The sequence below is a fragment of the Psychrobacter sp. N25K4-3-2 genome (assembly GCF_015351755.1).
GTDB lineage: Bacteria > Pseudomonadota > Gammaproteobacteria > Pseudomonadales > Moraxellaceae > Psychrobacter > Psychrobacter glaciei.
On the sequence record NZ_JADKLX010000001.1, the window covers coordinates 306,023 to 332,335 of the forward strand.

General features: G+C 43.3%; 24 protein-coding genes. 6 read left to right on the plus strand and 18 right to left on the minus strand.

Features of this window, described 5'->3' with window-relative positions:
• Positions 1-381: 381 nt before the first annotated feature.
• The 10 genes from IOD06_RS01195 to IOD06_RS01240 all read right to left on the minus strand — a co-directional run bounded on the left by IOD06_RS01195 (position 382) and on the right by IOD06_RS01240 (position 9,949).
• Complete coding sequence (locus tag IOD06_RS01195) at positions 382-879, minus strand: CvpA family protein (protein WP_010198340.1); 498 nt, start codon at positions 877-879, stop codon at positions 382-384.
• 27 nt (positions 880-906) lie between these two features.
• Positions 907-1,941 carry a quinone-dependent dihydroorotate dehydrogenase gene (locus IOD06_RS01200; RefSeq protein ID WP_194618650.1) on the minus strand — a complete coding sequence of 345 codons (1,035 nt, stop codon included), beginning with the start codon at positions 1,939-1,941 and terminating at the stop codon, positions 907-909.
• Between the two features lie 178 nt (positions 1,942-2,119).
• Positions 2,120-2,548 carry a hypothetical protein gene (locus tag IOD06_RS01205; RefSeq protein ID WP_189581640.1) on the minus strand — a complete coding sequence of 143 codons (429 nt, stop codon included), beginning with the start codon at positions 2,546-2,548 and terminating at the stop codon, positions 2,120-2,122.
• A 345-nt stretch (positions 2,549-2,893) separates the two neighbouring features.
• The gene (gene gspM / locus IOD06_RS01210; protein ID WP_194618652.1) at positions 2,894-3,442 is read right to left on the minus strand and encodes a type II secretion system protein GspM; all 549 of its coding nucleotides are present in this window, start codon (positions 3,440-3,442) and stop codon (positions 2,894-2,896) included.
• A 102-nt stretch (positions 3,443-3,544) separates the two neighbouring features.
• Positions 3,545-4,849, minus strand: coding sequence for a type II secretion system protein GspL (gspL, locus tag IOD06_RS01215; protein ID WP_194618654.1), 1,305 nt, complete (start codon positions 4,847-4,849; stop codon positions 3,545-3,547).
• A gap of 313 nt (positions 4,850-5,162) precedes the next feature.
• Entirely contained in the window at positions 5,163-5,621 is a 459-nt protein-coding gene (sixA, locus tag IOD06_RS01220) for a phosphohistidine phosphatase SixA (RefSeq protein ID WP_194618656.1), read from the minus strand.
• Between the two features lie 108 nt (positions 5,622-5,729).
• The gene (locus IOD06_RS01225) at positions 5,730-7,043 is read right to left on the minus strand and encodes an NAD(P)H-dependent glycerol-3-phosphate dehydrogenase (protein WP_194618657.1); all 1,314 of its coding nucleotides are present in this window, start codon (positions 7,041-7,043) and stop codon (positions 5,730-5,732) included.
• 114 nt (positions 7,044-7,157) lie between these two features.
• Complete coding sequence (locus IOD06_RS01230) at positions 7,158-7,832, minus strand: nitroreductase (protein WP_194618658.1); 675 nt, start codon at positions 7,830-7,832, stop codon at positions 7,158-7,160.
• A 145-nt stretch (positions 7,833-7,977) separates the two neighbouring features.
• Positions 7,978-9,084, minus strand: a complete 1,107-nt coding sequence (zapE, locus tag IOD06_RS01235; RefSeq protein ID WP_194618659.1) for a cell division protein ZapE — start codon at positions 9,082-9,084, stop codon at positions 7,978-7,980.
• A 208-nt stretch (positions 9,085-9,292) separates the two neighbouring features.
• Positions 9,293-9,949 (minus strand): alpha/beta hydrolase, encoded by a 657-nt coding sequence (locus IOD06_RS01240; protein ID WP_194618660.1) that lies wholly within the window; start codon positions 9,947-9,949, stop codon positions 9,293-9,295.
• A gap of 389 nt (positions 9,950-10,338) precedes the next feature.
• On the opposite strand from IOD06_RS01240, the gene IOD06_RS01245 reads away from it, so the two are divergent.
• From IOD06_RS01245 to xseB, 3 genes are all read left to right on the plus strand, one after another.
• Entirely contained in the window at positions 10,339-10,707 is a 369-nt protein-coding gene (locus IOD06_RS01245; RefSeq protein ID WP_194618661.1) for a hypothetical protein, read from the plus strand.
• Positions 10,708-11,045: 338 nt separating this feature from the next.
• On the plus strand, positions 11,046-12,596 hold the full coding sequence (gene xseA, locus IOD06_RS01250) for an exodeoxyribonuclease VII large subunit (protein WP_194618662.1): 1,551 nt from the start codon (positions 11,046-11,048) through the stop codon (positions 12,594-12,596).
• A 45-nt stretch (positions 12,597-12,641) separates the two neighbouring features.
• The gene (gene xseB / locus IOD06_RS01255; RefSeq protein ID WP_010198302.1) at positions 12,642-12,887 is read left to right on the plus strand and encodes an exodeoxyribonuclease VII small subunit; all 246 of its coding nucleotides are present in this window, start codon (positions 12,642-12,644) and stop codon (positions 12,885-12,887) included.
• Positions 12,888-12,902: 15 nt separating this feature from the next.
• Here xseB and pncB read toward each other — a convergent pair whose 3' ends face one another.
• The 4 genes from pncB to IOD06_RS01275 all read right to left on the minus strand — a co-directional run bounded on the left by pncB (position 12,903) and on the right by IOD06_RS01275 (position 19,107).
• Positions 12,903-14,120, minus strand: a complete 1,218-nt coding sequence (gene pncB, locus IOD06_RS01260; protein ID WP_194618664.1) for a nicotinate phosphoribosyltransferase — start codon at positions 14,118-14,120, stop codon at positions 12,903-12,905.
• 265 nt (positions 14,121-14,385) lie between these two features.
• Entirely contained in the window at positions 14,386-15,324 is a 939-nt protein-coding gene (locus tag IOD06_RS01265; protein ID WP_194618665.1) for an ATP-binding cassette domain-containing protein, read from the minus strand.
• A gap of 18 nt (positions 15,325-15,342) precedes the next feature.
• Entirely contained in the window at positions 15,343-17,295 is a 1,953-nt protein-coding gene (locus tag IOD06_RS01270; RefSeq protein WP_194618667.1) for a glycine betaine ABC transporter substrate-binding protein, read from the minus strand.
• A gap of 348 nt (positions 17,296-17,643) precedes the next feature.
• Positions 17,644-19,107, minus strand: a complete 1,464-nt coding sequence (locus IOD06_RS01275) for a coniferyl aldehyde dehydrogenase (RefSeq protein WP_194618669.1) — start codon at positions 19,105-19,107, stop codon at positions 17,644-17,646.
• 439 nt (positions 19,108-19,546) lie between these two features.
• Here IOD06_RS01275 and lipB point away from each other — a divergent pair, with 439 nt between their 5' ends.
• From lipB to IOD06_RS01290, 3 genes are all read left to right on the plus strand, one after another.
• Entirely contained in the window at positions 19,547-20,398 is an 852-nt protein-coding gene (lipB, locus tag IOD06_RS01280; protein WP_194618670.1) for a lipoyl(octanoyl) transferase LipB, read from the plus strand.
• 207 nt (positions 20,399-20,605) lie between these two features.
• Positions 20,606-21,136: an inorganic diphosphatase gene (locus tag IOD06_RS01285; protein ID WP_110923013.1), complete on the plus strand. Its 531-nt coding sequence runs from the start codon at positions 20,606-20,608 to the stop codon at positions 21,134-21,136.
• A gap of 162 nt (positions 21,137-21,298) precedes the next feature.
• Positions 21,299-21,763, plus strand: coding sequence for a hypothetical protein (locus IOD06_RS01290; RefSeq protein WP_189581596.1), 465 nt, complete (start codon positions 21,299-21,301; stop codon positions 21,761-21,763).
• A gap of 87 nt (positions 21,764-21,850) precedes the next feature.
• Here the strand turns inward: IOD06_RS01290 and IOD06_RS01295 are convergent, their stop codons facing one another.
• The 4 genes from IOD06_RS01295 to IOD06_RS01310 form a co-directional block, all read right to left on the minus strand.
• Entirely contained in the window at positions 21,851-22,666 is an 816-nt protein-coding gene (locus tag IOD06_RS01295) for a sulfite exporter TauE/SafE family protein (protein ID WP_194618671.1), read from the minus strand.
• A 217-nt stretch (positions 22,667-22,883) separates the two neighbouring features.
• Positions 22,884-23,387 (minus strand): flavin reductase, encoded by a 504-nt coding sequence (locus IOD06_RS01300; protein ID WP_194619586.1) that lies wholly within the window; start codon positions 23,385-23,387, stop codon positions 22,884-22,886.
• A 153-nt stretch (positions 23,388-23,540) separates the two neighbouring features.
• Positions 23,541-24,569 carry a methionine synthase gene (locus IOD06_RS01305; protein ID WP_194618672.1) on the minus strand — a complete coding sequence of 343 codons (1,029 nt, stop codon included), beginning with the start codon at positions 24,567-24,569 and terminating at the stop codon, positions 23,541-23,543.
• 227 nt (positions 24,570-24,796) lie between these two features.
• A complete protein-coding gene (locus IOD06_RS01310) occupies positions 24,797-25,864 on the minus strand; it encodes a DUF1852 domain-containing protein (protein WP_194618673.1) in 1,068 nt (355 codons plus the stop codon).
• Between the last annotated feature and the right edge of the window lie 449 nt (positions 25,865-26,313).

Genomic DNA, 26,313 nt, shown 5'->3' on the forward strand with positions numbered 1-26,313 from the left:
AACAATAACGGCATAATCTTGACAGTGTTTTATAAAGAACAGCTATCTAACCCTTGCCGCTGACCTGATGATGTTGCTTAAGCTTAAAATATTGATGACAACTTCCTTGCTGATGTATAGTCGGCAAAGTCATCAATCATTCATAAATCGGAATTTATGAACCCTAAATGCTATCAAATAACTTTTTATCAAGGATGAATTACAAAGACGCAGTCATGATTTTTGGCATCGCATTGTTTAAAAAATAATGCTTTAAAAACACAAGCTTTGAAGTGACAGTCTTTGGAATTTTAATTGGTAATATCAAAATATATGTAAGTTTGGCATGTTAGAAATGCAGGCTTTAGGAACAAAGAATAAGTCTAAGGCAAGTTCTAAGCATTAAGACTGGTTGACTTGATCCCAAGCCATACCAAGCACATCTGAGACCAAAGCTTTGCCCATCGGTGCATAAGGTAGTAGTTCAGGCGCGAGCACCGAGGTTTGCCATTGCGGCATTTGTACCAATAGTGGTGCGCTAACACTAAGAACAACCAACACCATCAATACATTTTTGGCTGCCCCAAGGACACCACCTGCCATTTTGTCCACTACGCCCAAACGCAAGGTTTTTAGCACGCCTGAGAATACAAAAGCCACTAGATGCATAATCGCTAATATAACAATCACAACGATTAAAAATGCCATTGCCATTTGTAAGACGGGAGCTTGTACAACACCTGATAACTGCGGAGCAACTGAGCCTGCTAAGCGCGTGGCAGCAATGAGAGCAATAAACCAGCCTACCAGACCTACTGCCGTCTTAATGAGTCCTACCTGAAAGCCACGCCATAAGCCAATCAAGACCACAATAGCAATCACGATGTCTAGACCACTCATATATAACGCCTCATTTTTAGTGGTTGTCTAACCTTCCATGGCATCGTAATAGCCACCAATCGCTTGAAGACACGACTGTACCAGCCCAGGACCTCGATAAATCAGCCCAGTATAAAGCTGTACCATATCGGCACCTGCTTCAATCTTTTTAACCGCTTTGGCACCGCTATCAATACCACCCACGCCAATCAAAGCCACTTTACCATCCAGCTGATCAGAGAATTGTTGTAAAATTTGGGTGCTAATGTGGCTCACTGGACGACCAGATAAGCCACCGGCTTGGTCACCATCTTGCAAGTCTTCGACACCGACGCGGCTCAATGTGGTGTTGGTAGCTATCAAACCATCAATCTCAAAATCTAACAACTGCTGTGCAATATAATCCACTTGTAGCGGCTCTAAATCAGGGGCTACTTTTAAGACCAATGGCACATAAAAACCATACTCTGTTGCCAATTGATTATGACGGTTTTTAATCGTATCAAGTAGCTGAGTCAACGCTTCGCCACTCTGCAAATCACGTAAGTTTTTGGTATTTGGTGATGAGATATTGACGGTAATATAAGAAGCGTGTGGATAAACCCGCTCTAAGCAATAGACGTAATCATCAGCGGCTTGTTCCACTGGCGTACTGGCATTTTTACCGATATTGATGCCGATATTACCTTTATATTTACAGCCTTTGACGTTTTCAATCAGATAATCAACGCCCTGATTATTAAAACCCATACGATTGATAATAGCATCGGCTTGCTTGATTCTAAATAGTCGTGGCTTATCATTACCAATTTGTGGTCTTGGCGTGACCGTACCCACTTCTATAAAGCCAAAGCCAAGCTCGGCAAGTGCGTCGATATAATCGCCGTTTTTATCCAACCCTGCGGCAAGACCGACTGGATTATCGAATTGTAACCCCATACAGTCTGTGGGTTGCATCGACTGACCATATACCAAACCTAAAGCACGCGCTTTATGAGCTTTATCTAATAAAGATAAAGTCATCTCATGGGCGTGTTCGGGATCCATCTTAAATAAAAAAGGGCGAAGTAAGGCATAAGACATAGTAACGACAGACCCTGCTCGAAAAGCAATGATGAATGAGAAAAACGAAAGAGGTTAAGCGCAGCGATTATATCAGCTTAACAGAAATAAGACCAAAGTTTCATACAGCAAATTTCTATTCCAAAAAGTCAATAAGCGCTGCTAAACACCGTATCAAAATGATATGAGATTGCCCATATTATGGCACAGGTCGCCCATCTGTTAAGGCGATCCAACCTCGTATAATACGATAAAGGTGCCAAATAAAGGTAAGGCCCATAATAATAAAACCAACACTGACCAATAAAAACGAACCGATGGCTATATTGCTGCTATCAGCAAGCATGCTGACACCAAAACCGCCTAAAGCAAACGTGATGATAAGAATGCCTATGATAAACCAGACGATACTGTACCAAAACGTCTTGATTTGCCAATCAAAATGTGTAGCGAGCCATGAGCCGTCCGCATCGTGGCGCTTAGCATAATTCATGATAATCGGCACAACCCACAATAGACCAGCCGTAAAATAACTGATCACATACAATAGATAGGTGATGTGATTATAAGTGGTCAAAGAACGGCGTTTACTGTCACTCATGTTGCCGCTTATATTATCGTTTATCATGTGTCTTGATCCTTAACAGGTCATATTATAATCAGACGTCTTAATGTTCACATTAGTCTGTTGACGCAGATGCTTATCCATTCAAGCTCAGAAAAACATTTTATAGAAATACTTTATAGAAAATGCCTATCACTAAAGCGTGCCACAAAACTTTAATTGTGTCGGATAGGATATTTTTCAATGAAGTTCAATTCAAAATATGAAGCAGTAACAGTAGGTGAAAGTAATGTTAATAAAACACGGTTTACGCTGTGACTTTTCTTATGCAGAAAATCCTAAGCGTATCATCGGTTCAATATAATTTGGATAAAAGGAAGTCTGATTTATATAGAATTGACTATGATTCTAAGAAGTGACAGTCGCTTGTACCTCAATGGCTTTGGTGGTCACGTCCTGTTGCATCGAGAGTTGAGTAAATTGCCAACCTTGCTGCTCAAGTTTACCGAGTGCCGCACTCACAACCGCCTGACTGGCATTGGTAAAGCTCAGTTGAATTGCATCGCCAGCCGCGACTACTTGCGCATCTGTAATACCCGAAGTATTTAACAGCGCGCTGACAGTACTGGCAGGTGGCATAGCGGCTGCCCCATCTACAGTATTGACCGTATTACTATCAATATTACCCGCTTGCGCACGCAGCCAAAAATAGTCGGCAACTTGCTCTTGATACTCACTTTTGCTATCGCTTGCAGCTTGATGAACCGTATAACCGCCGTAGCCACCCACAAACAACAGCAGAAAAGCAGACAATATGGCCAATGCTAATTGATCGCGTGGAGACAATGCCTGCCAGCGTGATGATAGGACATTTTGATAACTATTCACCCGCTCTGAAAAAGCGCTTGCTTTAGGCGCGGTGATGCTACGTTTGGCACGGCGCTGTAATCGTTTCATTCTCTAACCTTTATTGCCAATAGTTTGCGATCAAGTGACTACTATAATGTTTATTGTCATCAAAAATATATCAGTCATAAGAAGTTGAAGTTCTCAGCGAGCTTAAGATGCTGCTACCTTATCTGCACTAACGCTTTCTGGCGTAGTACCTTCTTCATTTATACTCACAGTAATTTGCCCACTAAACTGCCCTTGCTCATTACTATTTACCCGTTCTAACTTGGCTGTTAATCCTTGGGTGAACAGGGTATTGGCAAATTTATCAAGGCTGTCGCGGTCAGGCGCAATCAAGGTAAAACTGAGCGCGGACGGTTGCATAACAAGAGACTGTGCCTTTAAGGAGGATTGCTTAATCAGTGGTGATATGCGTGATAACACGGCTATATGTGGGGATGCTTGACCATTGGTACCCAGTTTTGGCGCCATTTGCGTGGTCAAATTGGTGCGTGGGTTTAGACGTTCATCAGGAAACCAAGACTGATATTGATTAGTAATCGCTGTTTTTGTTGCAGCCGTCGCTTGATTATATTGATAAAACTGCACCCCATCTGTCGCTATTTGCAGCACTAGGGCTGACAGCGCCACCATCATTGCTACACGTAGGTAAGGCGATAATTGCGAATCGGTTGATTTGATAAAGAAATTAAGCGCATGACGTTCAGGGCTATCAATCGGCTTTGGCGTACTGGTTAACATAGTCAATAGCAGCTGATGATCTGCGATAAGCGCGGCTGTTTGTGCCGAAAAATCGGTGGTCGTTACTGGGTTTTGCAAATCGATACTAGGATCAGATTTTGTAGCATCAAGGTCTGAAAAATTGATATTACCAAAAGCTTCAATGCTTGGCACCACCATCACTTCACTCAACTGCGGAAAGCGCTCAAAAATCAACGGTAAATAGCTGACCGCCATCCCTTGATATAATGATTGGCGTAGCAGCATCGTCTGGTCATCTTGATATAGAGTGATTTGCTGCCCCGCGCCTTCTTCTGGAACTGGTAACAATAAAAAATCAGGCAGTAATGCCGCGATACTCATACCGACAAGTTTGGCACTTTGCTGCCATGCCTCAATATCACCCTGCGCGAGCGCATATAAATACTGGCTATCAGCAAGGCTGGTTTGCCGTATTGCCAATTGCTCAACAGGGGTCAAGGACGTCTCTTCAAATAGATACTGCTTACCGGTATTGCCCAATTGCTTCAGCTGAGCACCATTAAGCTCGGTATCCACTTGTAATACGTGGCTTGACGGAAAGTACAAGCATACTTTTTTATGGCTATTGGATTTATAGCTGTTATAAATGTCATGCAACTGTTGCCAGCCAGCAACTGACTGCCATTGTTGTACGTCTTCATGCCAGACAGCTAGCGGACTGTGCTGCGCTCTTAACCAAACATGTAACACTAAGTGTGTCCTTAATTATATCAAAGCTGTAAAATAGCAAACTTATACGTTCTGTAAGCGCCCATGACCATGTTTATGTTTATGTTTATGTTTAAAACATCTTAATATTTTTAAACAGGGTCATGATGAATAATATTACTACTACTAAATATAGTCATTCCAATATGAAAAAGATACAGCGGGACTGGGATGAATTTTTTGCAGCCTCTGTCGGTGTAGGCACAGCAAGCCAGAAAAATTTATACCAGTTTCGCATTATGAAATAGCGTATCCATTTTATTTAGGATCGACTATAGCCAATGAAAGAGCGATATCAATACGGTTGCTCAGGTACAAAGCGATCGACCTCGGTTGCCATTCCAGACATGATGAAATCCATCTCAAATACTCGTGCTTCTGCCAAAGAAAACGACTCCGGATAATCACCCGTTAATAAGCCGGCGAGATTGGCGACGATAGACATATGACACACCACCACGAGACACTGCGCCTCAATCTTTGCTATATCGGTCAACGCACTATGAGCATCGTCAGAAGGCGTTATATTATCTTGTACCGTTGCTGGTATTGTAGGCGCATGCGCTTGCAGCTCTGCTAACGTTTGCTGCGCCCTATCATAAGGACTCACGATAAAACGATCGGGCCTATAATTGGTCGTGATATATTCTGCAGTTTGCGCGGCTTGCTGCTGCCCAAACTTGGTCAGCTGACGAGCGCTATCTGGACGCGTTTCGTCTTCTGCTTGACCGTGACGCACTAGTATAATTTTCATAACTTTCCTTGTCTATAGCTTGCCTTTTTATCAGCTGCCTTTCTATAACCTGCTTTGCCACTGCCTGACCTTACACATTTTCAGCAATACACATTTCTAGCAATCATTTTACTTAGAGTCGCTGTCTTTATCGCTACTCTCGTTTTTAGAGGTACTATTGGCAGCTTTCATTTGCGCAGTAAGGGCAGCATTGCTATGGTCATGAGCCATCACAAACTCGACGTCACTACGAAATCCCGCTTCCATCAAATGAAGCGCCACACCTAGTGCTGCTTTATCTTCATAAATGACCGCATAAAGTGCATGGGTAATCGGCATATAAATACCGTCTTTAGTCGCTTTTTCGTGAACTTGCTGAATAGTATTAACGCCTTCAGCAGTCTGACCCAGCTTTTTGACGGCGGCATCGATACTCATGCCACGACCAAGCATATTACCGATGCGGTAGTTACGGCTTAATTCTGAGCTGCAGGTTGCGTATAAATCACCAACACCTGATAACCCTAAAAACGTCAGTGGATTGGCACCGGCTTCGACACCAAAACGACTCATCTCTGCCAGCGCGCGAGTTAATATCATAGCTTTGGTGTTCTCACCCACTTCGTAGGCAGCCGCCATACCCATCGCAATAGCATAGATGTTTTTGAGCGCCCCGCCCAGCTCAACACCGCGAATATCATCGCTGGCGAACACTCTAAAGAAGGCACTATGCAGTGCTGCTTGTACAGCATGACGTAGTGGTTCAGACTCACTCGCAATCACTGTCGCAGACGGCATATTTTTCATAATTTCTATAGCAAGATTGGGCCCTGACATAACGCCAAAATTCACTTCAGGCAACACCTCTTTGATAATATCACTCATCATGGCAAAAGTGTCTTTTTCCATGCCTTTCGTTAGCGACACAATAGACTGCCCACTGATAAAGGGCGCGATGTTTTTCAGCGTTTCACGAAAGGCCAAGCCTGGCACTGCAATAAAGATAATGTCGGTATCTTTGACTGCTGACGCTAGATCATGACTGTACTTCAGGCGGTCATCAAGCTTGTGACCGGGCAGGTATTTCTTGTTCATCTGCGTTTTTTGCATCGCCTTGACGGTACGCTTGTTACGAACCCACAGCGTGGTATCACAACCATTACGCGCGGCTAGGTTCGCCATCGCTGTACCAAAACTACCACCGCCCAAAAATGCCAAACGCAGCTTGGTAGGATTACTATGAATCTCTGCCATGTTTTTTGCCACCGCAGACTCTACCGCACTAGGATCTAGCTTCTTACGGCCAATACCAGATTTACTAGCTCGTCCAATGATACCCGACAACAGACTGTTTTGTTTGTCAGCTGCTTTATTACTCTCGTTGCTACTATTTTCATTGGTATCTTTGTTGGCATTGGTATTGCTGTCATTAGCGCTTGTCATATGCATTTATCCGTATTGACTGACTTATTATTAATAATATCTTTAGTGCACAGCTACTGAGACCAGTTATGTTTAATAAGTAACCAATCTTAGCTCGGTAGCACTCAAGTATGTTTATGGCTCAAAGCGGACCAGCGGCTCGATATCAATAGCTTTGCGTGTGGGTTCGTCTTTAGGGCTGGTGCCAGTATAAACAAAAGCCGTGACATAATCATCTGCACTTACGCCAAAATATGCTTTTATAGCAGGTTCGTTACACAGTAAGCCTGTGCGCCATACTGTGCTAAAGCCTTGCGCTTTTAAAGCCAGAATAAGATTTTGAACCGCAGCGCCTGCACTTAACATTTGCTCGAAATGCGGTACTTTTTTGTGTTCTTGCATCTGAGTAACCACGGTAATCACAACTGGTGCACGCAGCGGCATCGTCTGCGTTTTTTGCACTGTTTTCTCAGAGAGCACCTCGCCCTCTTCTGTCGCCTTTGCTTTTGCTGCTTCGACAAGGGCACGCCCTAAATCATGACGAGCATCGCCCGCAGTCACGATAAAACGCCATGGACGCAGTTTTTTGTGATCAGGCGCGGTCGCGGCACACCCAATCGCTTCTTCAATCTGAGCGCGCGTTGGTGCAGGAAGATCTAAGTTACCCACGCTACGTCTTGAATTGATCCAGTGAATCAGCTCGTCGCTAGTAAATGGCGTACTCTCAGTCGTTAGTGCTTTAATCGATATTTTTTCATTTTTCTTTACTTGATTGTCTGTTGTAGAATTAGTTTCGTCAGACTTATTCATTATTCACCCTTATTTATTATTGATATTGACTGCTACTGTTTATATCAGCAGATTATCCCGTTATAAATATGATTAGACAATCGTAAAACCGTAAACGAAAAACCAAGCAGCCTTTACCCTCTCACTTTAAATAGTGATCATACCATCAAGCCACATCTGCATTTTCAACACGGTGCTCCATTTTTAAATAATCTTCTGACTGCATCTCAAGCAAGCGCGAACGCGTCCGTTCAATCTCAAACGCCAGTTTTTCGCCTTGATACAGCTCAAGAATTGATTGCTCTGCTCGAATCAGTAATTTTACGCGGCGATCGTAAAACTCATCGACCAGATAGACAAAACGCCGCGTCGGATCACGCAGGTCATCATCCAATGATGGTACTGAATCGACTAAGACCGTACTAAATTGTTTCGCAAGCTCAATAAAATCAGCAGCCGAACGTGGCTCCATACATAAATGACGGAAGTCGCAAAATAAAACATCTTCAGTGCGAGCATTAATCTTAATTTGACGGCCATTGATAGTAATCGGCTCATTACTGATTTTTTGATTATTAGATAAACTGGCAAAACGGTTGGCCAACCAATGGTGGTTGGCTTTGGTCATGGGCGACTCGTACAGCTCTGCTTGCTGCAACACGCGCAAACGATAATCGATACCGGAGTCAATATTCATCACGGCGGTATGGTGCTCAACTTCAGCGATAGCGGGCATAAAGCGATCGCGGTGTAAACCGTCTTTATAGAGTCCTGCTGGCTCAATATTTGAGGTAGCGACCAATGTAATACCACGATTGAATAACATGGTAAAGAGATCGCCCAAAATCATCGCATCAGAGACGTTAGAGACAAAGAATTCATCAAAGCAGATAATGACTGCTTCTTTATAAATGATGTCAGCCACTTTCTCTAGTGGGTTACTTTCACCTTGTATGGCGTTTAGCTCACGATGAACGCGCTGCATAAAATGATGGAAATGAAGGCGCATCTTGCGATCAATCGTCAAAGAATCATAAAACATGTCCATCATCCATGTCTTACCACGTCCAACACCGCCCCACATATACAGACCTTTTGGGGCAGTCGGCTTAGATTTTAAAAAACTAAAAATGCCTTTTTTTTGTTCCACGCGACTGGTGAGCTGGTGATGTAGCTCATCAAGATAGCTCATGGCCTGATATTGCTGCTCATCTCGAGTAAACTCATCGGTACTGACGGCTTGCTCGTAACGTTGCAATGGAGATAAACTCATAATACGACTCATCATTTAAAAAGGTAAATATTAGGGCGTGTTTAATCCTTCGATCATGACACTGACTATTTTTCAGGCGATTCGACATTAGAGATAGTAAGGCAATATTTCTAAGCGCCTATTTTCAACAAGGAAGCGGCATAAAAGAGTGCTGTCCCTACGGACGGATACTATCTCAGGTGGTGAAACTTATGAGGTGACTTGATCTTCAATGCTCATCAAAACTATGCTGTTGCAACAGTTTTTTTAACTCAGATAAGCGACCGTGAAAAAAATGTCCAGCGCCGTCCACGACACTGACTGCTAGACCTAAGCGTTCTGCAAATTTCTGCATATTATCAGGATCAATCACTTCATCAGCATTGCCATATATCTCAAAGGTTCTGTCAGCTGGCAAGCTTAAATCTTCGCTGTCGTTTTTTTCAACAGACGGAGCGATAAGAGCAATTTTAGTAATCTCAAAATCACTTAACCCCCAAACATGAGAGGCTTCGAGCACCTGCTCAGCCGTACGCGCAATCACGTAACCACCGAAAGAAAAACCGCCAAGCCATAGCTTGCGCGCATTGGTTTGTTCTGCAATCCATTGTAGCACGGTCATTGCATCCACCACCTCGCCTTCCGCATAATCATGCTCGCCAGTCGACTGACCGACACCGCGAAAGTTAAAACGGACCACGTGCATACCGTTATCACGCGCAAAGCGGTACATTGTGGTGACCACTTTATTGTTCATCGTGCCATCAAACAGCGGGTTGGGATGACAAAGCAGCGCCACCGTGTCGGTATTCGGATCGTTAGGATTGTCTTGTTGCCATAGCGCGTCAACTTCGAGCACGCCAGCAGGAGCAGGAATTAATGGCATAAAATTACTTAATAATTAAAAATGAATACCTCAATTATCCTAGATATGATTTTTATTTCAAGTGATTTGCTGTGTACGCCTCAGGTTTGTGGCAAGTGCACATGGTTTTATCATAGCTAATAGCTTGGAACACTTAGGGCGTGTCATCAATTAGCACATGGATACATTTAGTGGTCTTAAAATCTAAATGATGACACGCCCTAGTAAAATTAGGATAATTTGCTTGGCTGCAACGTTAGCATGTAATACAAGCGCAATACCGAACACAATAACTGCCTAGACACCCCAGACTGCAATAGGTTAGATTTAGTCTGTCTTTTAATAAACAAAATACTTGCCCTACTTGTCTTTAGTTTTTATGATTAATTTATAGAAAAGAGGAATAATTTATGAATACTGTTAATAAAACTGCCACCATTACTGCTACTTTAGCGACTGCGCTTGTTTTGAGTGCCTGCCAGAGCACGCCTTCCTCACCAGTCATTCAACGTGCCAACTCTATTTACGAGACTACTGGGATAGCGGATAGCAAAGTAAAAGCTCAGCAAAATGCGCTTGATAGCGCGAAGGATACTTGTCGCAGCAAACAAGTGATCATCGTTGATGACAAAGTTGCTTATAATGGTATTTTAGATGAGCGCACGGGTCGTATGGTCGGACAAGCGAGTGCGGTTATCGGTTCTATCTTTGGCACTGGCTCACCCAATTTGTCACGCGATGACGATTATGAGTATACGATCAACTTCCGTTGCCAATAAAAGAGTCATTATCAACTGACAAAGCTAAAGCATTCTACTAAATTTTTAAGCTGACTGAATAAGCTGATAAACACGTGAGTAGCCCTAGCTTTGCCTTGTACTCAATAAAAATAACGGTATTTGGTGTAAAATATAATAGGGTTTGGCCAGTAAATCAGCGATGAAAATAATATATTGATCGCTGACTTACTGGCTTTACTTTTTGTAGCTACACTTTTGAGGTAAACTACCCTGTTTAATCTTCTACACCCCCTATTCAGTTTCTTAGTTTTCAGAATCCTTGTTTTTAGAACCCTTATTTTTAGAATCTTTGTTTTCAAAACCCTTGGTCTACTATTATGCGCAAACCCAATCTTTCAAATACCAAACCAGCAAAAGTGTTAGCGCCTGCCAAAGATTTAGCGACGCTGGAGGCCGAACTGGCGGAACAAGAAGATCATTTGGAAGATACGGTCTTGCGTTTGAGTGACTATTTATCAGCGGTTGAGATGGTCATCAAACAAACCTTTGACCACCGCGTATGGGTGAAGGCTGAAATTCGTAATCTGTCTAGCAAAGGCGGGCATTATTACTTTGAGTTGGCTGAAAAAGATGAGGAAGGCAAAGTAGTCGCCAGCTGCCGTGGCAATCTCTGGCGCTTTAAAGCTGCACGCGTATTGGCAAAGTTTGAGCGGGCAACCGGCATGCCTCTTGAGCGCGACTTGACCGTGTTACTCAAAGTATCCGCAGGTTTTCATGCACAATATGGCTTCTCTATTACCATTGAAGACATTGACCCCAGCTATACCTTGGGGGATTTGGCACGGCAATATGCCGAAATGATCGATCGCTTGACTGGCGAAGGCTTATTGCAGCTCAATCAGCAGTTGCCTGTGCCCTTTGATATCGAGCATGTCCTAGTGATTGCTCCTGAAAAGGCCGCAGGTTTAGGTGATTTTCAAGCCGATGCAGATCGCTTAGCGAGTACAGGCGCTTGTCAATTTCACTACCATCACGCGACCTTTCAAGGCAATCATGCCCCAAGCGAGATTCGCCAAGCCATCGTCAGTGCTCAGCAACAATTCCAAGATACTTATCAGCGCCTGCCTGACTTATTAGTGATTATTCGTGGCGGCGGCGCGGTGGGAGATTTGGCTTACCTCAATGATTACGAGCTTGCCGCATTGGTCGCTGAACAGCCTGTTCCCGTTTGGGTTGGTATTGGTCACGAGCGCGATAAAGTAATTTTAGATGAAGTGGCGCACAGTAGCTTTGACACGCCATCCAAAGTGATAGCGGCTATTAGTAGTCATTTAGCGCAACTGGTCACGCAGACCTTACATTATCAAGCGCAAATCAAACAAGCCGCTCAGCGTCAACTCAATATCGCGGAGCAACAAACGGCGCGACAATTGAGCCAAATGCAGTCGCGCACCATCGGTCAATTAACTGCCCTGCAAAAAGACAGCGACTATGCGTGGCGTAGTATTCAGCAAAGCGCACAGCGGCAAGTAAAGCAAACGGCGAGACTGACAACCGAGTTACACACACAGACGCAAGCCCTTGCGCATCAGCAATTAGCCAGCGCCCATAACTATAGTAGCATCTATCAAAAAACCATTATGCAGAGCGCTCAGCAGCAGCTGATACAGGCACAGCGTGATAGCGCCCATCTGCGTGATATCGTACTTTTGCACCGACCGTCTCGCGTGCTCAAGCAAGGCTATACCATGCTGACTGATGATAAAGACAAACAGATACTCACTAGCAGTACACAGCTTTATCCTGAGCAAACTATTCATATCGTCTTAAAAGATGGCAAGGCTCAAGCTCAAATTGTTGATGTTAATACTGAGAAGAACACGACAGAAACCTCAGACATACCAACTGAACCATATAATAATATCTAACGATTACTTATCTACTTACTTTTACTTTAAGAATCAGGAAAACCCATGACGACTCCTACTCGCAAGCGCAAAAAAGCCGCTCCAAAAACCTTTAAAGCGGCTTACGATATTCTAAAAACCAATGCGGCTGAATTGCAGCAACAAGACGAGCCTGATATCGACAATTTGATGACTACGGTGGAAGAATCAATTGCTGCTTACCGCGTTTGCGAGACACGCATCAATGCCGTACAACAAGCATTGGATGCAGCTTTTGCTGAAGAGGTAAAAACTGAGGAATTAGATAGCTAAATAGCTAAATGGCATCTACTCAGGTTCATCAACCTCGAAAACTTGGCGCAGATAGGCAAGATAAGTATCATTGTTAATCATGGTCTTGCCTGGGCTATCAGACAGTTTAGCCACAGGTTGTCCATTGCACTCCACCAATTTTAGTACGATGTTAATCGGCGTGATGCCCATGTCATTGGTGAGATTGGTGCCAATACCAAAGCTGGTTCTGATACGCTCTTTGAAGTACTGATGCAACTCCCACGCCTTTTCAAGCGTCAAACCATCACTAAAGGTTAGAATCTTTGTCTTAGGGTCTATCTTTAGCTTTTGATAATGAGCAATGGCTTTATCACCCCAGATATACGGATCGCCGCTGTCATGGCGCAGACCGTCGAAAAGCTTGGCAAAATACAAATCAAAATCACGCAGGAATGCGTCCATGCCAACGACATCGGTCAACGCAATACCCAAATCCCCACGATATTCATGCACCCAAGATTCGAGTGCTGCTTTTTGTGAGTCACGCAAGCGTACATCTAATGCCTGAAAAGCTTGCATAAACTCATGCGCCATCGTCCCTATTGGTGTCATCCCAAGCTGCTTTGCCAAATACACGTTAGAGGTGCCGCTAACAATTTTTGGCTCAGCTTTGTGCAGGGTTTCTACCACATGCGCTTGCCAGCTTTTGCTAAAGCGTCGACGTGTGCCAAAGTCTGCAACGATGAACGGTGGCTTATCTGTACTTTGTTGCTTTGCATACTGATGCAACAGCGCAACCTTGTCATCCAAGCGCCTTTGTCCTTCTTCTATCACGCTAGGGTTGGATAAGGCATTGAAATAAAGCTCGTTGACGATTGCCAGCACGAATACTTCAAAGAACATCGCCTGAATCATTGGCCCTTCGATATCGATCAACAAGCGCCCTTTGCTGTCTGTACTGACGGTAATAAAACGGCGCTTAAGTTTAAACAACTCTAAATAATCCACAAAATCAGAACGGATAAAACGTAATCCACGTAAATATTCCAATTCATTTTCTAAGAAGCGCAGTTCACATAGCATATCTAATTGCTGCTCTAACGACTCTTTAATGCCGGCTAGTGGATAAACCGCCTCACTGTTATTGCGGCAGCGAAATCGATAGACACCGTGGGTTTGCGGGAACTGGTGTAACATGGCTTGTAGCATGGTAAATTTGTACAAATCGTTATCAAGTAACGAGGTAATAATAGGTGCAGAAGTGACCGTCATGTTACAACCTTAAACGCAAAAGTAAAAAATCCATATTGCTCAATAGCTAAGCGATACTGACTAAAAGATATCTTGGGGCTTCTAATAATAAATGCTCATGAGCCTTTAAAAGACCGTTCAGTATAACGATATTTGTTGTTTTTTGCAGGTGTGACTACCCCTAGCAGCAAAAATCATACGATAATCAAAAACGTCTATAAAAACTGCTGCTTAGATTGGTATAACAAAGACGTTCAGAGTGACCTCAACGTGAATAAATCCATAATTAGGCTTTAGCACGCATAAATTGAGCGACATAGTCATCGGCAGGATTGTCTCTTAATTCACTAGGCGCGCCCGTTTGCACCAAGCGACCACCATTTAAAATACTAATACGCTGACCCACTTTGACCGCTTCATCGATATCATGAGTAATAAAGACAATGGTCTTATTGAGACGGTCTTGTAGCTCAAGCAGCTGATCCTGTAGTTGGGCACGAATAAGCGGATCAAGTGCAGAGAACGCTTCATCCATCAGTAAAATCGGATTGTCAGTCGCCAAGGCTCGCGCCAACCCTACGCGCTGCTGCATACCACCCGACAGTTCATCAGGGTAGCTGTGCTCTAGATTGGGCAGCCCTACCTCATTAAGCCAATGACGCGCGACTTCATGACGTGCTTCCACGCTCATCTTGCGGACACGTAACCCATAAGCCACATTTTGCATAACGGTCATATGCGGCATCAAGCCAAAATGCTGGAACACCATGCTGACGGTATTCTGACGATATTGCTGTAACGCCTTATCATCCAATTTTAGAATATTAATAGAGTCGCTTGAGTTGGTATTGTTTATTTCGTCTGTATTAGCGGTTACTGGTGCAGCAGCAGTCGATGCCTTTTCTTTTGCTATGCCTTGTGCTTTTGATGACAGGGTTTTAGAGTTAATAGTGGTGTCGACCCATATCTTGCCGCTGGTTGGATCAATCAAACGGTTAAGATGACGTATCAAGGTCGATTTACCTGAGCCTGAGAGTCCCATGATGCAATGCAGCTCCCCCGCTTTAATCGCCAAATTAACATCATAGAGCCCGACTGAATAGCCAGTCTGCTTTTTGACAGCGACACTATCCATACCATCTGCTAGTAGTTGCAACACTGATTGTGCTTGCGACTCATTAGCATTATAAATTTTGCTGATATTCTCTAACTGGATATGATTCATAGCTATTCTCATTATTGTTTAACCGATAGGACGTTTGCCAGCTTCAATGCTCTTTTGCCGCGCGCGTTTTCCTTGACCAAAAGCTTGGCTAATACGGTCAATGATAATCGCCACAATGACAATTGCCGTACCCGCCTGTAGTCCTTGACCGATATTGAGCGTCTGAATAGATTGTAAGACGTCTTCTCCCAGACCCGGCGCACCAATCATAGACGCCAGTACAACCATGGCAAGCGACATCATCACTGCCTGATTAATTCCCGCCATAATACTGGGCAACGCTTGTGGTAATTTGATCCAAATGAGTAGCTGAAAGTGGGTACTACCGAACGAGCGCCCTGCTTCGATCATTTCATGATTGACCTGCGTGATGCCCAACGTCGTCAAACGAATAAGCGGTGGCAAGGCATAAATAATCGTGGCAAATAATGCTGGCACTTTACCAATACCGAATAACATGAGCACGGGGATTAAATAGACAAAGCTTGGCATGGTTTGCATCACATCCAATATCGGCGTGACAATTTTTCGCAGCAGACGGCTACCCGACATAGCAATACCGATGGGAATACCGATCACCACCGTCACCAAAACGGAGACGATCAATAACGCTAAGGTATCGATTAAAGCGCCCCACAGTCCAAACGCACCGATTAAAAACAGTCCTGCCCCGCAAGCAATGGCAAACCATACTTTGCGCACGCCAAACCATGCTAATACGGTCACCAGACCAATAATTAACCATGCTGGAATTACCGTCAATAGGCGCTCAATAGGCAACAACAAATAGGTCAAAGTGACGCTACTGATACTCCGAAACACATCACCATAATCTCTAACCACAGTCGCTAAGGCTTTATTAAGGGGTGTCTCAAGGGACCATGACGGAAAGCTGGAGGTTAGTGCTAGGAAGGCGTTACTTGAGGTGGCGTCACTCAACGGTGCATTGACACTGCTATTGCCTGTGCCATCGTTCGTTAAATTAATACCTAAATTGGCAGCAAGATTTTCAGCGACGTCTTTGGGTAGCCACGCTTGCCAAACGTTTGGATTGGCACGTAAAAACTCAAGCGCCTGTTCATCACCACTGCGCTTGCTTTCACTCATCTCTAAAATCGCACTGTTTAGTTGGTCTGGCGTGAACTGTACTTTTTCAAAGGCACTTGCTAATTCAGGATTGTCATTGATAAAAAGCGTCGATGCAGCAATCTTAAGCGGGGAGACAGGAAAGCCAGAGACACAATCCAAGGTACCATCAGCCAGTAACAAGTCTTGCCAGCACTCATCCTTATGGGCAGGGAACGCTAGCGGCGCAAAGTCGTATTTGGCGATGAGCCCCGTTGGCTGCCAATAGTAAAATAGTAGTGGTTTTTTTTGTTCAAAGGCGGAGGCAATCTCAGCATCGAGTGCTGCACCAGTACCTGGATGGGCATTATTAAAAACAGCATCTAAGCCAGTATTTTTAAGCAGGCGAGTATTAAAAATCTCACATGCCCAACCTGATGGACAATTCATAAACCGTGACTTGCTAGGGTTTTCTGGATCTTTGAATAGCTCTGCGTACTTAGGCAAATCCTGATAACGACGCAGTCCCGGATTGTCATCCATGACGTATTGCGGCACGTACCAACCTTGAGTAGCACCGCCCTGCAACGTATCACCAATGACCGCAACTTTGTTGTTATTGATGGCCTGCTCCATAATCGGTGAGCGCCCAATCCATTGTTCGCCGATGATTTGGATATCATTTTGCGACAATGCGGTCTCGAGTGCAGGTCCTGCCCCAGGTACTTCTTCGATCGGGCAGTCGTAACCACTCTCAGCAATATATTTGAGTATCCCAGTCGTAAACTGACCACTCTCCCAAGTAAGCGCGCCAAACTTGATCGGTGATGCGCAAGCGGCTGACGCTGAGACCGGCAGTAACAACACGCTCATACACAGTAAACTTAACGCAATCCATTGGCGCATGGGATGTCCTATATTTCGTTATTAAAATGAGTTATTTCGATGTCAAAGTCAGGTATCAATATCAAGTTATGAAGCACTTGGCTGATAGCGAATGTGGAATCAATCTTTATTTCTCATTAGAAATATAAACTTACCATAACTACCGTCTAGTAATATTAAGAAATGTAGCGACATATGAGAATGATTATGATAACTATTGGCTAGGTTCAGCTTTTCTTTTATATATAAAAAATATTATAAAGCCATCAAAAATAAATACTATAATCATCAAAACTTTGTTTTTTGGACAAAAAAATAGCACCTACTTGCGTAGATGCTATCGTTATTAAACAGGTAGTCTCGTCACACTTACTTCATCATAAATGCCATGGCTTTGTTAAATAACCCACCATATGGTGGCAATAGTAAATTCATGCCGTTGAGCTTATTTTGTACAAACACAGGCTTCATATGACTTAAACGCTCAAAACCAGCTTTGCCATGGTACGCGCCAGTGCCTGAGTGCCCAACCCCGCCAAACGGTAAATCGTGCTGCACCACATGCAGGATCACTTCATTAATAGCTAAGCCACCTGATACCGTATTGTCACGTACTTTTTCTATGTCGCTGTTACGCTCACCAAACACATAAAGCGCTAATGGACGTGGACGAGCATTGACGAAATCGATCGCATCATCGAGCGTATCATAGTGCATCAACGGCAGAATCGGTGCAAACAGCTCGTTTTGCATCACATCACTATCGGGTGCAGGCTCACTGATAATAACTGGTGGCATCAACCGCGTTTCGATATCATAGTCTGCGTCAGTTATCTTATGAATGTTTTCACTAGAGACGCCATCTAGATAACCTTTGATACGCTTAAACTGCTCACCATTGATAATACGTGAGTAATCTGGGTTTTCGCTGATGTTCGGATAATGATTTTGCATCCACTCTTTTGCTAAGCCAATGAACGCTTCGTGATCTTTGCGCTGGATTAGGACATAGTCAGGGGCAATACAAGTTTGACCAGCGTTGAGCGTTTTACCCATCATCACACGATTGACAGCCGCCTCTAAATTGGCACCGTCCAATACGATAACGGGTGACTTACCACCAAGCTCCAACGTGACTGGGGTCAAATTAGGCGCAGCAGCAGCCATGACCTTTTTGCCTACTTCAGTAGAGCCGGTATACAATAGATGATCGAAAGGCAGCTTACTAAAAGCGGCAGCGATCTCTACTTCACCCAGTACAACACAAACCATATCGGGCGAAAAGTAATGAGCGATGAGATCTGCAAACACTTGCGCGAACTGCGGTGCTGACTCACTCATCTTAACCATGATTCGATTGCCTGCTGTGAGCGCATCGATGATTGGCCCGACGGCTAAGAACAATGGATAGTTCCATGGCACCATGATACCAACCACACCTAATGGCTGCGGCTGAATCTCGTTATGAGCTGGCATGTATAATGCTGAAATAGAAGCACGGCGTGTTTTCATCCATTTTTTGCCATGCTTTTTGGCATGGCTGATACCCGTAAAACTGGGAACAAGCTCCGCAAATTGGGTTTCAGACTCACTGCGATAGCCAAAATCTGCGCTAATCGCTTGAGCAAGTTTGTGTTGGTTATCGCTAAGCATCATCTCTAAGTTGTCTAATTGAGTCTCCCGTGTCGCCCAATCATTTATTGGCTGAGCACGGCTCAATGCTTGCAATCTAGAAAACTGCGCTTGCATCTCATCGATAGTAGTCATAATACTAAGCGCTTTATCGGTACTGGTATGCGCCTGATTAGTGGTGTTCTGATTATTGTCTGTCATGTATCTTCCTTGTCATAAGCGTTAGAGTCAGCACGCTATATTTGATTGATAACTCTATATTTGTCTTTAAGCGCTAGCGGAAATAGCTGCACACGCGCATATCATTATAAAAACTAACAAGATTCCATTCGTTGCTGTTTAATGTAGCGCATTGACTAAGCAATGAACAGTGTCTTTGATTGACTGCTGGGTTTGTATAAAATACGTGTCGGTCACAGGGACAATAGCTGCACTGAATCATCATTTAAAGGATATATCGCCTTTTATGGTCTCTTTAATTATATTCTCTTTAATATTTAGGCTTTATAGTAGGTATCGATTAAAATTTGGGCGATAATCACAAAAACTGCTACACTCAGTATTGGGGCGTGTTGAACTTTCGCCATCGTTAAAATTCGCCAATACTTTACACCAGACAACCAATAAGACAGTCACGCTTATGCAAAATGTCACGCAGCAGACTCACAATACCTTTCTTCACGACACCCTTCTTACAAAATCGCTGTCGGCCGCCGATTATGTCTCTACCCATGATGCTATGCTAGCGCGCACCTTGGAGCGTATCGCACTCAAAAAAGAGCAAGGCTTACGCACGCCTGATGAGCTATGGATTGTCGATCATAACGACGTTTACACGCTTGGGCAAGCAGGTAAAGAAGAACATATCTTGCAACGAACTGACACCCCGATTATCAAGACGGATCGCGGTGGACAGGTGACCTGGCATGGTCATGGACAGCTGGTTGTATACTGGTTATTTGATCTGGACAGTATAGGCTGGAGTGTACGCAATCTTGTATCGCATGCAGAGCAAGCGATCGAGGACATGGTAAATGACTGTCTACAGAACTCATCGTCATCTATCAGTGATAATATCAGCGCCCACGCTCGCCGTGATGCACCCGGTGTTTATTTATATGCAGATACTGATACTGATACTGTTGCTGATAATGATGCGCAAGCCCAGAACACTTCTTTGGATGACAAAATCATGCTTGGCAAAATAGCCTCATTGGGTTTTAAGATTAAGCATGGTTTTAGCTATCATGGCATTGCACTCAATATCAATTGTGACTTATCAGCTTTTAATGCCATCAATCCTTGCGGCTACGCTGGCATGCAAATGCTACGCTTGGCTGATTTTTTGACCATACAAAAAGAGCCAGAGGCGCAAACAGCTCAGCACATACATAATTCCCTGAGCTATGAGCAAGTGACCCAAAAGCTTATTGATAATATTGCCAAACGTCATGCAGGACTGATTGAGCTACGAGCAATAGCACCCAAGTGATTTTCTGAGGCCATTTTGCATAATCTTTTTTTGCATAATATCTTGCCCGCTTAGACTTAAGCATTATGAGAAAATTCAGACCAAACTTGCTATAATTGCATGCAGCACAAATCGGGCACAGTAATAATCTTACTGCTTGTCCAGCTCAATCCTTTGACTATCATTGATTATTCAAACACTTAAAACAAAAGAAAATTGGAGCATTTTATGGCAGATTTTAACAAAATTTTGGACGCCGGCGACGTAGATGGCGGCATTATCAACGTAGTAGTAGAAATCCCTGCTGGTAGCAGCCATAAAATTGAGTGGAATCGCGAATTGGCCGTATTTGAGCTTGATCGTATTGATCCACAGATTTTTGCCAAACCTTGCAACTATGGTTTTATCCCACAAACGCTAGACGAAGATGGCGATGAGCTAGATGTGTTATTGCTAACTGAGCAGCCATTACCAACGGGTATTTTCTTAAAAGCCAAAGTAATCGGCGTCATGAAGTTCGTTGATGATGGCGAAGTGGATGACAAAATCGTTGTCGTACCTGCTGATGACCGTGACACAGGCAATGCTTACAACAGCCTAGCTGATCTGCCGAAGCAGCTAATCAACCAGTTAGAGTACCACTTCAGCCATTACAAAGACCTGAAAAAACCAGGTAGCACAGTGGTTGAATCTTGGGATGATGTTGCAGAAGCTAAAGAAGTGATCAAAAAGTCTATCCAACGCTGGAAAGATCTATAATTTATCGAAGATTGGCAGAAGTGCTGATAAAGATAACTATTAAAATACCGCAGTCATTATTATGATTGCGGTATTTTTTTGCTTGAATCTTGCTGATAGAAAATGGTTATAATGAACCACCGTACGACCTATTCACACTCTCATGTTGTAATAAGGACAATCATGTTTAATCCTGATCCTAGCGCAAAACCAGTCAATACAAAGTTGCCAAAAGCGATCATCATGATGATTGAAAAAAACAATTTGGTGATGGCGATCAAAACATTGGCAGCAGATGAAAACATCAGTATGGATGAAGCAAAGAGTAGAATCGATGCTTATGAGACGGCATTAAAGGTAAAACAACAGCAGAAATTAAATACTATTGCCAATAAGCAAGGTATTCCTAATCAAGCGATCAGTTTTGATAGAGAGCAAGCAGAGGAAGAACCAGATCGTTTAATAAAAAACCGTGTGAAAACCACTCAAACAGATCAAGGATTCAAAAGCCTACAGCGAGGTGTCGACAGCCAGTTGAATGATTTGGGCTATAAAAAACCGCTTTTACCGTATTGGGCAAAGCGGTTGCTAATCATTATCTTCATCATGACAGGATTGTTCTGGATATTGTGGCAAGTATTTGGCTAAATAAAAAATATTGGATTGTCATATTTTCCATAGAATTTTGTATTAATGCATGGCAGCTGCTTAACTATTTTTCTTTATAAGCGGCACTTAGAGCAAGCCTTTATAAAGGAAATAAAACCCTACCACAGTTAATAATATCGCAAAACATTTTTTTAGTAATGCTGGTGATAGTATATGCGCGACTTTCGCGCCTAGCTTCGCAGTAAAAAAGCTCATGACACTAATGCCTAAAAAGGCATAAATATGGACAAAGCCAATAGTATTAGGCACATCTACTTGCTGCTGCATGCCAAAAATCATAAAGCCTAACGCACCAGCAATGGCAATCGGTAAACCACACGCTGCTGAGGTGCCGACGGCTTTTTGCATGACCACGCCATAACGCGTGAGATAAGGGACGGTTAAGCTGCCACCGCCGATACCAAAAATGGCAGAAGCGACACCGATAACTCCGCCTGCTGCTAATTGCTTAGGCTTAGACGGCAGTTCTGGATTAATATCATTAGAATGACTAGCGACCTGCTTTTTACCACCGAAAAACATCTTATAGGCGACCCAAAGTAAAAATACGCCAACGATAAGCTGAAGATATAGCCCAGATATTTGCCCTGCTATTCCCGCGCCCAAAAAGCAACCAATCGCTAGACCTGGTGCCAGATTTTTAAAGACCGGCCACATGACCGCGCCCTTTTTATTATGCGCCATGAGCGAGCTAATAGAGGTGACAATAATGGTCGCTAGTGATGTCCCTAACGCCAAATGCATGATATTATCAGGGCTGTAGCCCATTTGGGTAAAGACGATAAATAATAGTGGTACGATGATGGTGCCACCGCCCACGCCAAATAGCCCTGCAGCAAACCCTGCTAGCGCACCAATTATTAAAAAAATGAGTATTTCCACGGGATAGTTACTTCTCGGTTAAAGGATAGTTTTATAGTCGATGCTAAATAAAATGGATACGTTATCTGACAATGTAAAATTGATACAAATTTTTCTAGCTTGCTGTGCCTACGCCGACAGAGGCTACAAAAAATTCATTCCAGTTTTACTGTATTTTCTTTATATTGAGCTGACTATAGTTAGATGACCATTAAATAATCAATGTCAGAAAGTCAGCTTAAGCAATTTCTGTTTGACCCACTTGATGATAGGCACGATTAAAATACACCAAACTTTCATCAGCGCCACCTTGTGATACGGCGTGCTTAATGGCAACCACACGGCACATAAAGACACTATGCGTGCCGACTTCTTGAATATCCTGAATTTCACAATCAAAACTGACCAGCGCATCCTCTAAAATAGGCGCACCTGTCGCTAATTGCGTCCAAACGCCCTGTTTAAATCGTTCTTCCGAACTTAATTTGGAGGCAAACGCATTAGATATTGGCTCATGATGTGCGCCTAATACATTGACACTCAACGTTTTGTTTTCAAGAAAGTGGGCATGTGAGCGAGAGGTCTGATTCATACAGACCAGCAAGGTAGGCGGTGTGTCTGTGACGCTACATACCGCAGATGCCGTAAACCCATGAATACCAGAGCTACCTTTTGTGGTAACCACATTAACGGCAGTCGTCAATAGCGACATGGCATCTCTAAAGTCGGTGGCTTCAATCATATCTTTACTCATCGCTGAACTCCTAAATTTGGCTATGACTTATCTCTAAATGGCATTAAGACTACTTGATGGCCTACTCACAGTATTTCAATCAAACCGAATAAACAAACTTGATTAAACCTATCCCACCTATTGATAAGTGCGAGCCAGTAACTAAGCGCTCAGCTCTTGACGAATGATTGCCGCGCCCTCGCTCAATGCTTTCAACTTGCCGCGTGCTACCTCGCGAGGCAAAGGTGCCATGCCGCAGTTGGTCGAAGGATAGAGCTTGTCTGCATCGACGAATTGCAGGACTTTGCGTAGGGTATCTGCCACTTCTTCAGGGGTCTCAATAGTATTGGTTGCCACATCGATAGCGCCGACCATTACTTTTTTACCGCGAATCAATTCAATCAAATCCATCGGTACGTGCGAGTTTTGGCACTCAAGCGAGATGATATCAATGCTTGACTGCTGCAATTTTGGAAACGCTTGCTCATATTGACGCCACTCTGAACCCAGTGTCTTTTTCCAATCATTATTGGCTTTGATACCATAGCCGTAGCAAATATGCACCGCCGTTTCGCACTTTAGACCTTCGATAGCGCGCTCTAACGTGGCGATACCCCAGTCGTTGACGTCATCGAAGAACACATTAAACGCAGGCTCATCAAACTGGATAATATCCACGCCAGCCGCCTCAAGCTCTCTCGCCTCTTGATTCAGAATTTTAGCAAATTCCCAAGCCAATTTTTCACGGCTTTTATAATGACCATCATACAGTGTATCAATCATCGTCATAGGCCCTGGCAGCGCCCATTTGATGGGCTGATCGGTTTGCGCCCGCAAAAATTTAGCGTCGTCTACAAACACTGGCTTTTGACGGCTCACCGCCCCAACGACTGACGGTACACTTGCCTCATAACGATCACGAATCTTAACGGTTTTACGATTCTCAAAATCGACGCCATCTAGATGCTCAATGAAGGTAGTCACAAAATGCTGACGGGTCTGCTCACCATCACTGACGATATCAATCCCAGCATGCTGCTGTTCTTGCAATGTCAAACGTAAGGCATCTTGTTTGGCTTCAAGCAGTTGCTCGCCTTCTAATGCCCAAGGTGACCAAATTTTCTCAGGTTCAGCGAGCCAAGAAGGTTTTGGTAAGCTACCCGCTGTCGATGTCGGTAATAATAGTTTCATAATTTTTAATCTTCTATAATGTTTACTTTTTTATTTTGGCGTCCAGTGAGGTTATGCTAGGGCGTGTCCTCATTTTAAAAATGAGGATAAAAGTGAGGTAAATCTTGCCAAACATCGTCAATTAGCTAGATAATATCGATATATTACCTAGCTAATTGACGATGTTTGGCAAGATTTAACCACTTTTAGCCCATTTAGATCGCTATCGGTTGAATTGAGGACACGCCCTAGGCAGCTTGTTTATCATCAGCGCGTTTTTGCACCGCTTCTCTTTGCACCGCTTCTCTTTGCACAGTCTCGCTTGCAACATCGTAGCTTGCCGCCCATTCTTCAAGAATGTCTTGGTAAGGATTAATGAACTCGTCTTCCGTAAATTTACCTTGTGTCACCGCCATCTGGCTGCGCTCCGCGCGATCATACACAATTTGCGTTAGTGAATAATCTTGGTACTTCAAGCTGGGTTGATATATTTGAGCGGCGGTCGAGTTGGCATTGTAAATTTCAGGTCGATAAATCTTTTGAAAAGTCTCCATAGTACTGATGGCACTGATTAGCTCAAGGTCAGTGTAATCACTTAGCAAATCACCCGCGAAATAAAATGCTAAAGGCGCCACACTACCAGCAGGCATAAAATAGCGCACTGCTAAGCCCATTTTGGAAAAGTACTCATCAGTTAATGACCCCTTGTTCAAAGAGCCGCCATCTTGTCTGTATTCGGCTCCCAATACAGGATGCTGATTGCCCGTACGCTGATAGGTTTTACTGCTTGACACACTCAGACAAATCACTGGTTGTTTGTCAAAGTTAGCTTGGTAGGCCTCTGAGTTCAATAAATGTTGAAACAGTTTGCCATGCAAATCGCCAAACTCTTCTGGCGGTGCGGATTTTGGATGGTTTGCAAAATGTTCTGGTAACACAATACTAAAGTCATAATCGCGCACATAAGAGGAAAAGCTATTGCCGATCATACCTTCAATACGCTTGTTTTCCTTATGATCGATGATCGTTGTTTTTAAGGTCTCAATGACTGGGAAGGTATGACCATTGCCTTCGATATCCAAGTCGGCAGAAATGATATCAACTTCGACAGAATAACGGTCTGCTGTCGGATTATCCCAATGTGCTAGATCGTTGAAACGATTGTTGATCATGGTTAATGTCTTGCGCAAATTCTCTTGACGATTCTCGCCACGCGCCAAATTTGCAAAATTCGTCGTCAGGCGTGTGCTGTCTGCAGGTTGATAGTTTTCATCAAAACGAATGCTTGAGATGGAATATGTAAATTGTTTATTCATGGTAATCCCCTACCCTAATCTCATTAACTAAGATAAAAATGAATTTCTGTATGGGGTGAATCATACCTAAAACATTACATGAATAAAAACGATACTATTTAAATATAACATGAATAAAATTCATGTTAATAATTCTAGAAGCATGAAATAAATTTGGATAGCGGAGGTTTTGATGGCTTAATCAGTAAAAAGTTAAGCCTATCAAATCATTTAAATATATCAACTACGAGTATCTAAAACGTGACTTGATGTATGTGTAGAAGCGATCTAAATTGACTAGAGTAAAGAAATAAATATACTGAATTTAAAGCTCCATAAGCTGTAATAAAAAGCATGTGGCGACAAATAATGATTTTATCTCATCTTAATAGTAGGAAGCATCAACATAGAGATGCTAAAAAATACCCCTACTTTGTCTACTATTATTTTCAAGACATTAAAAAAGGATA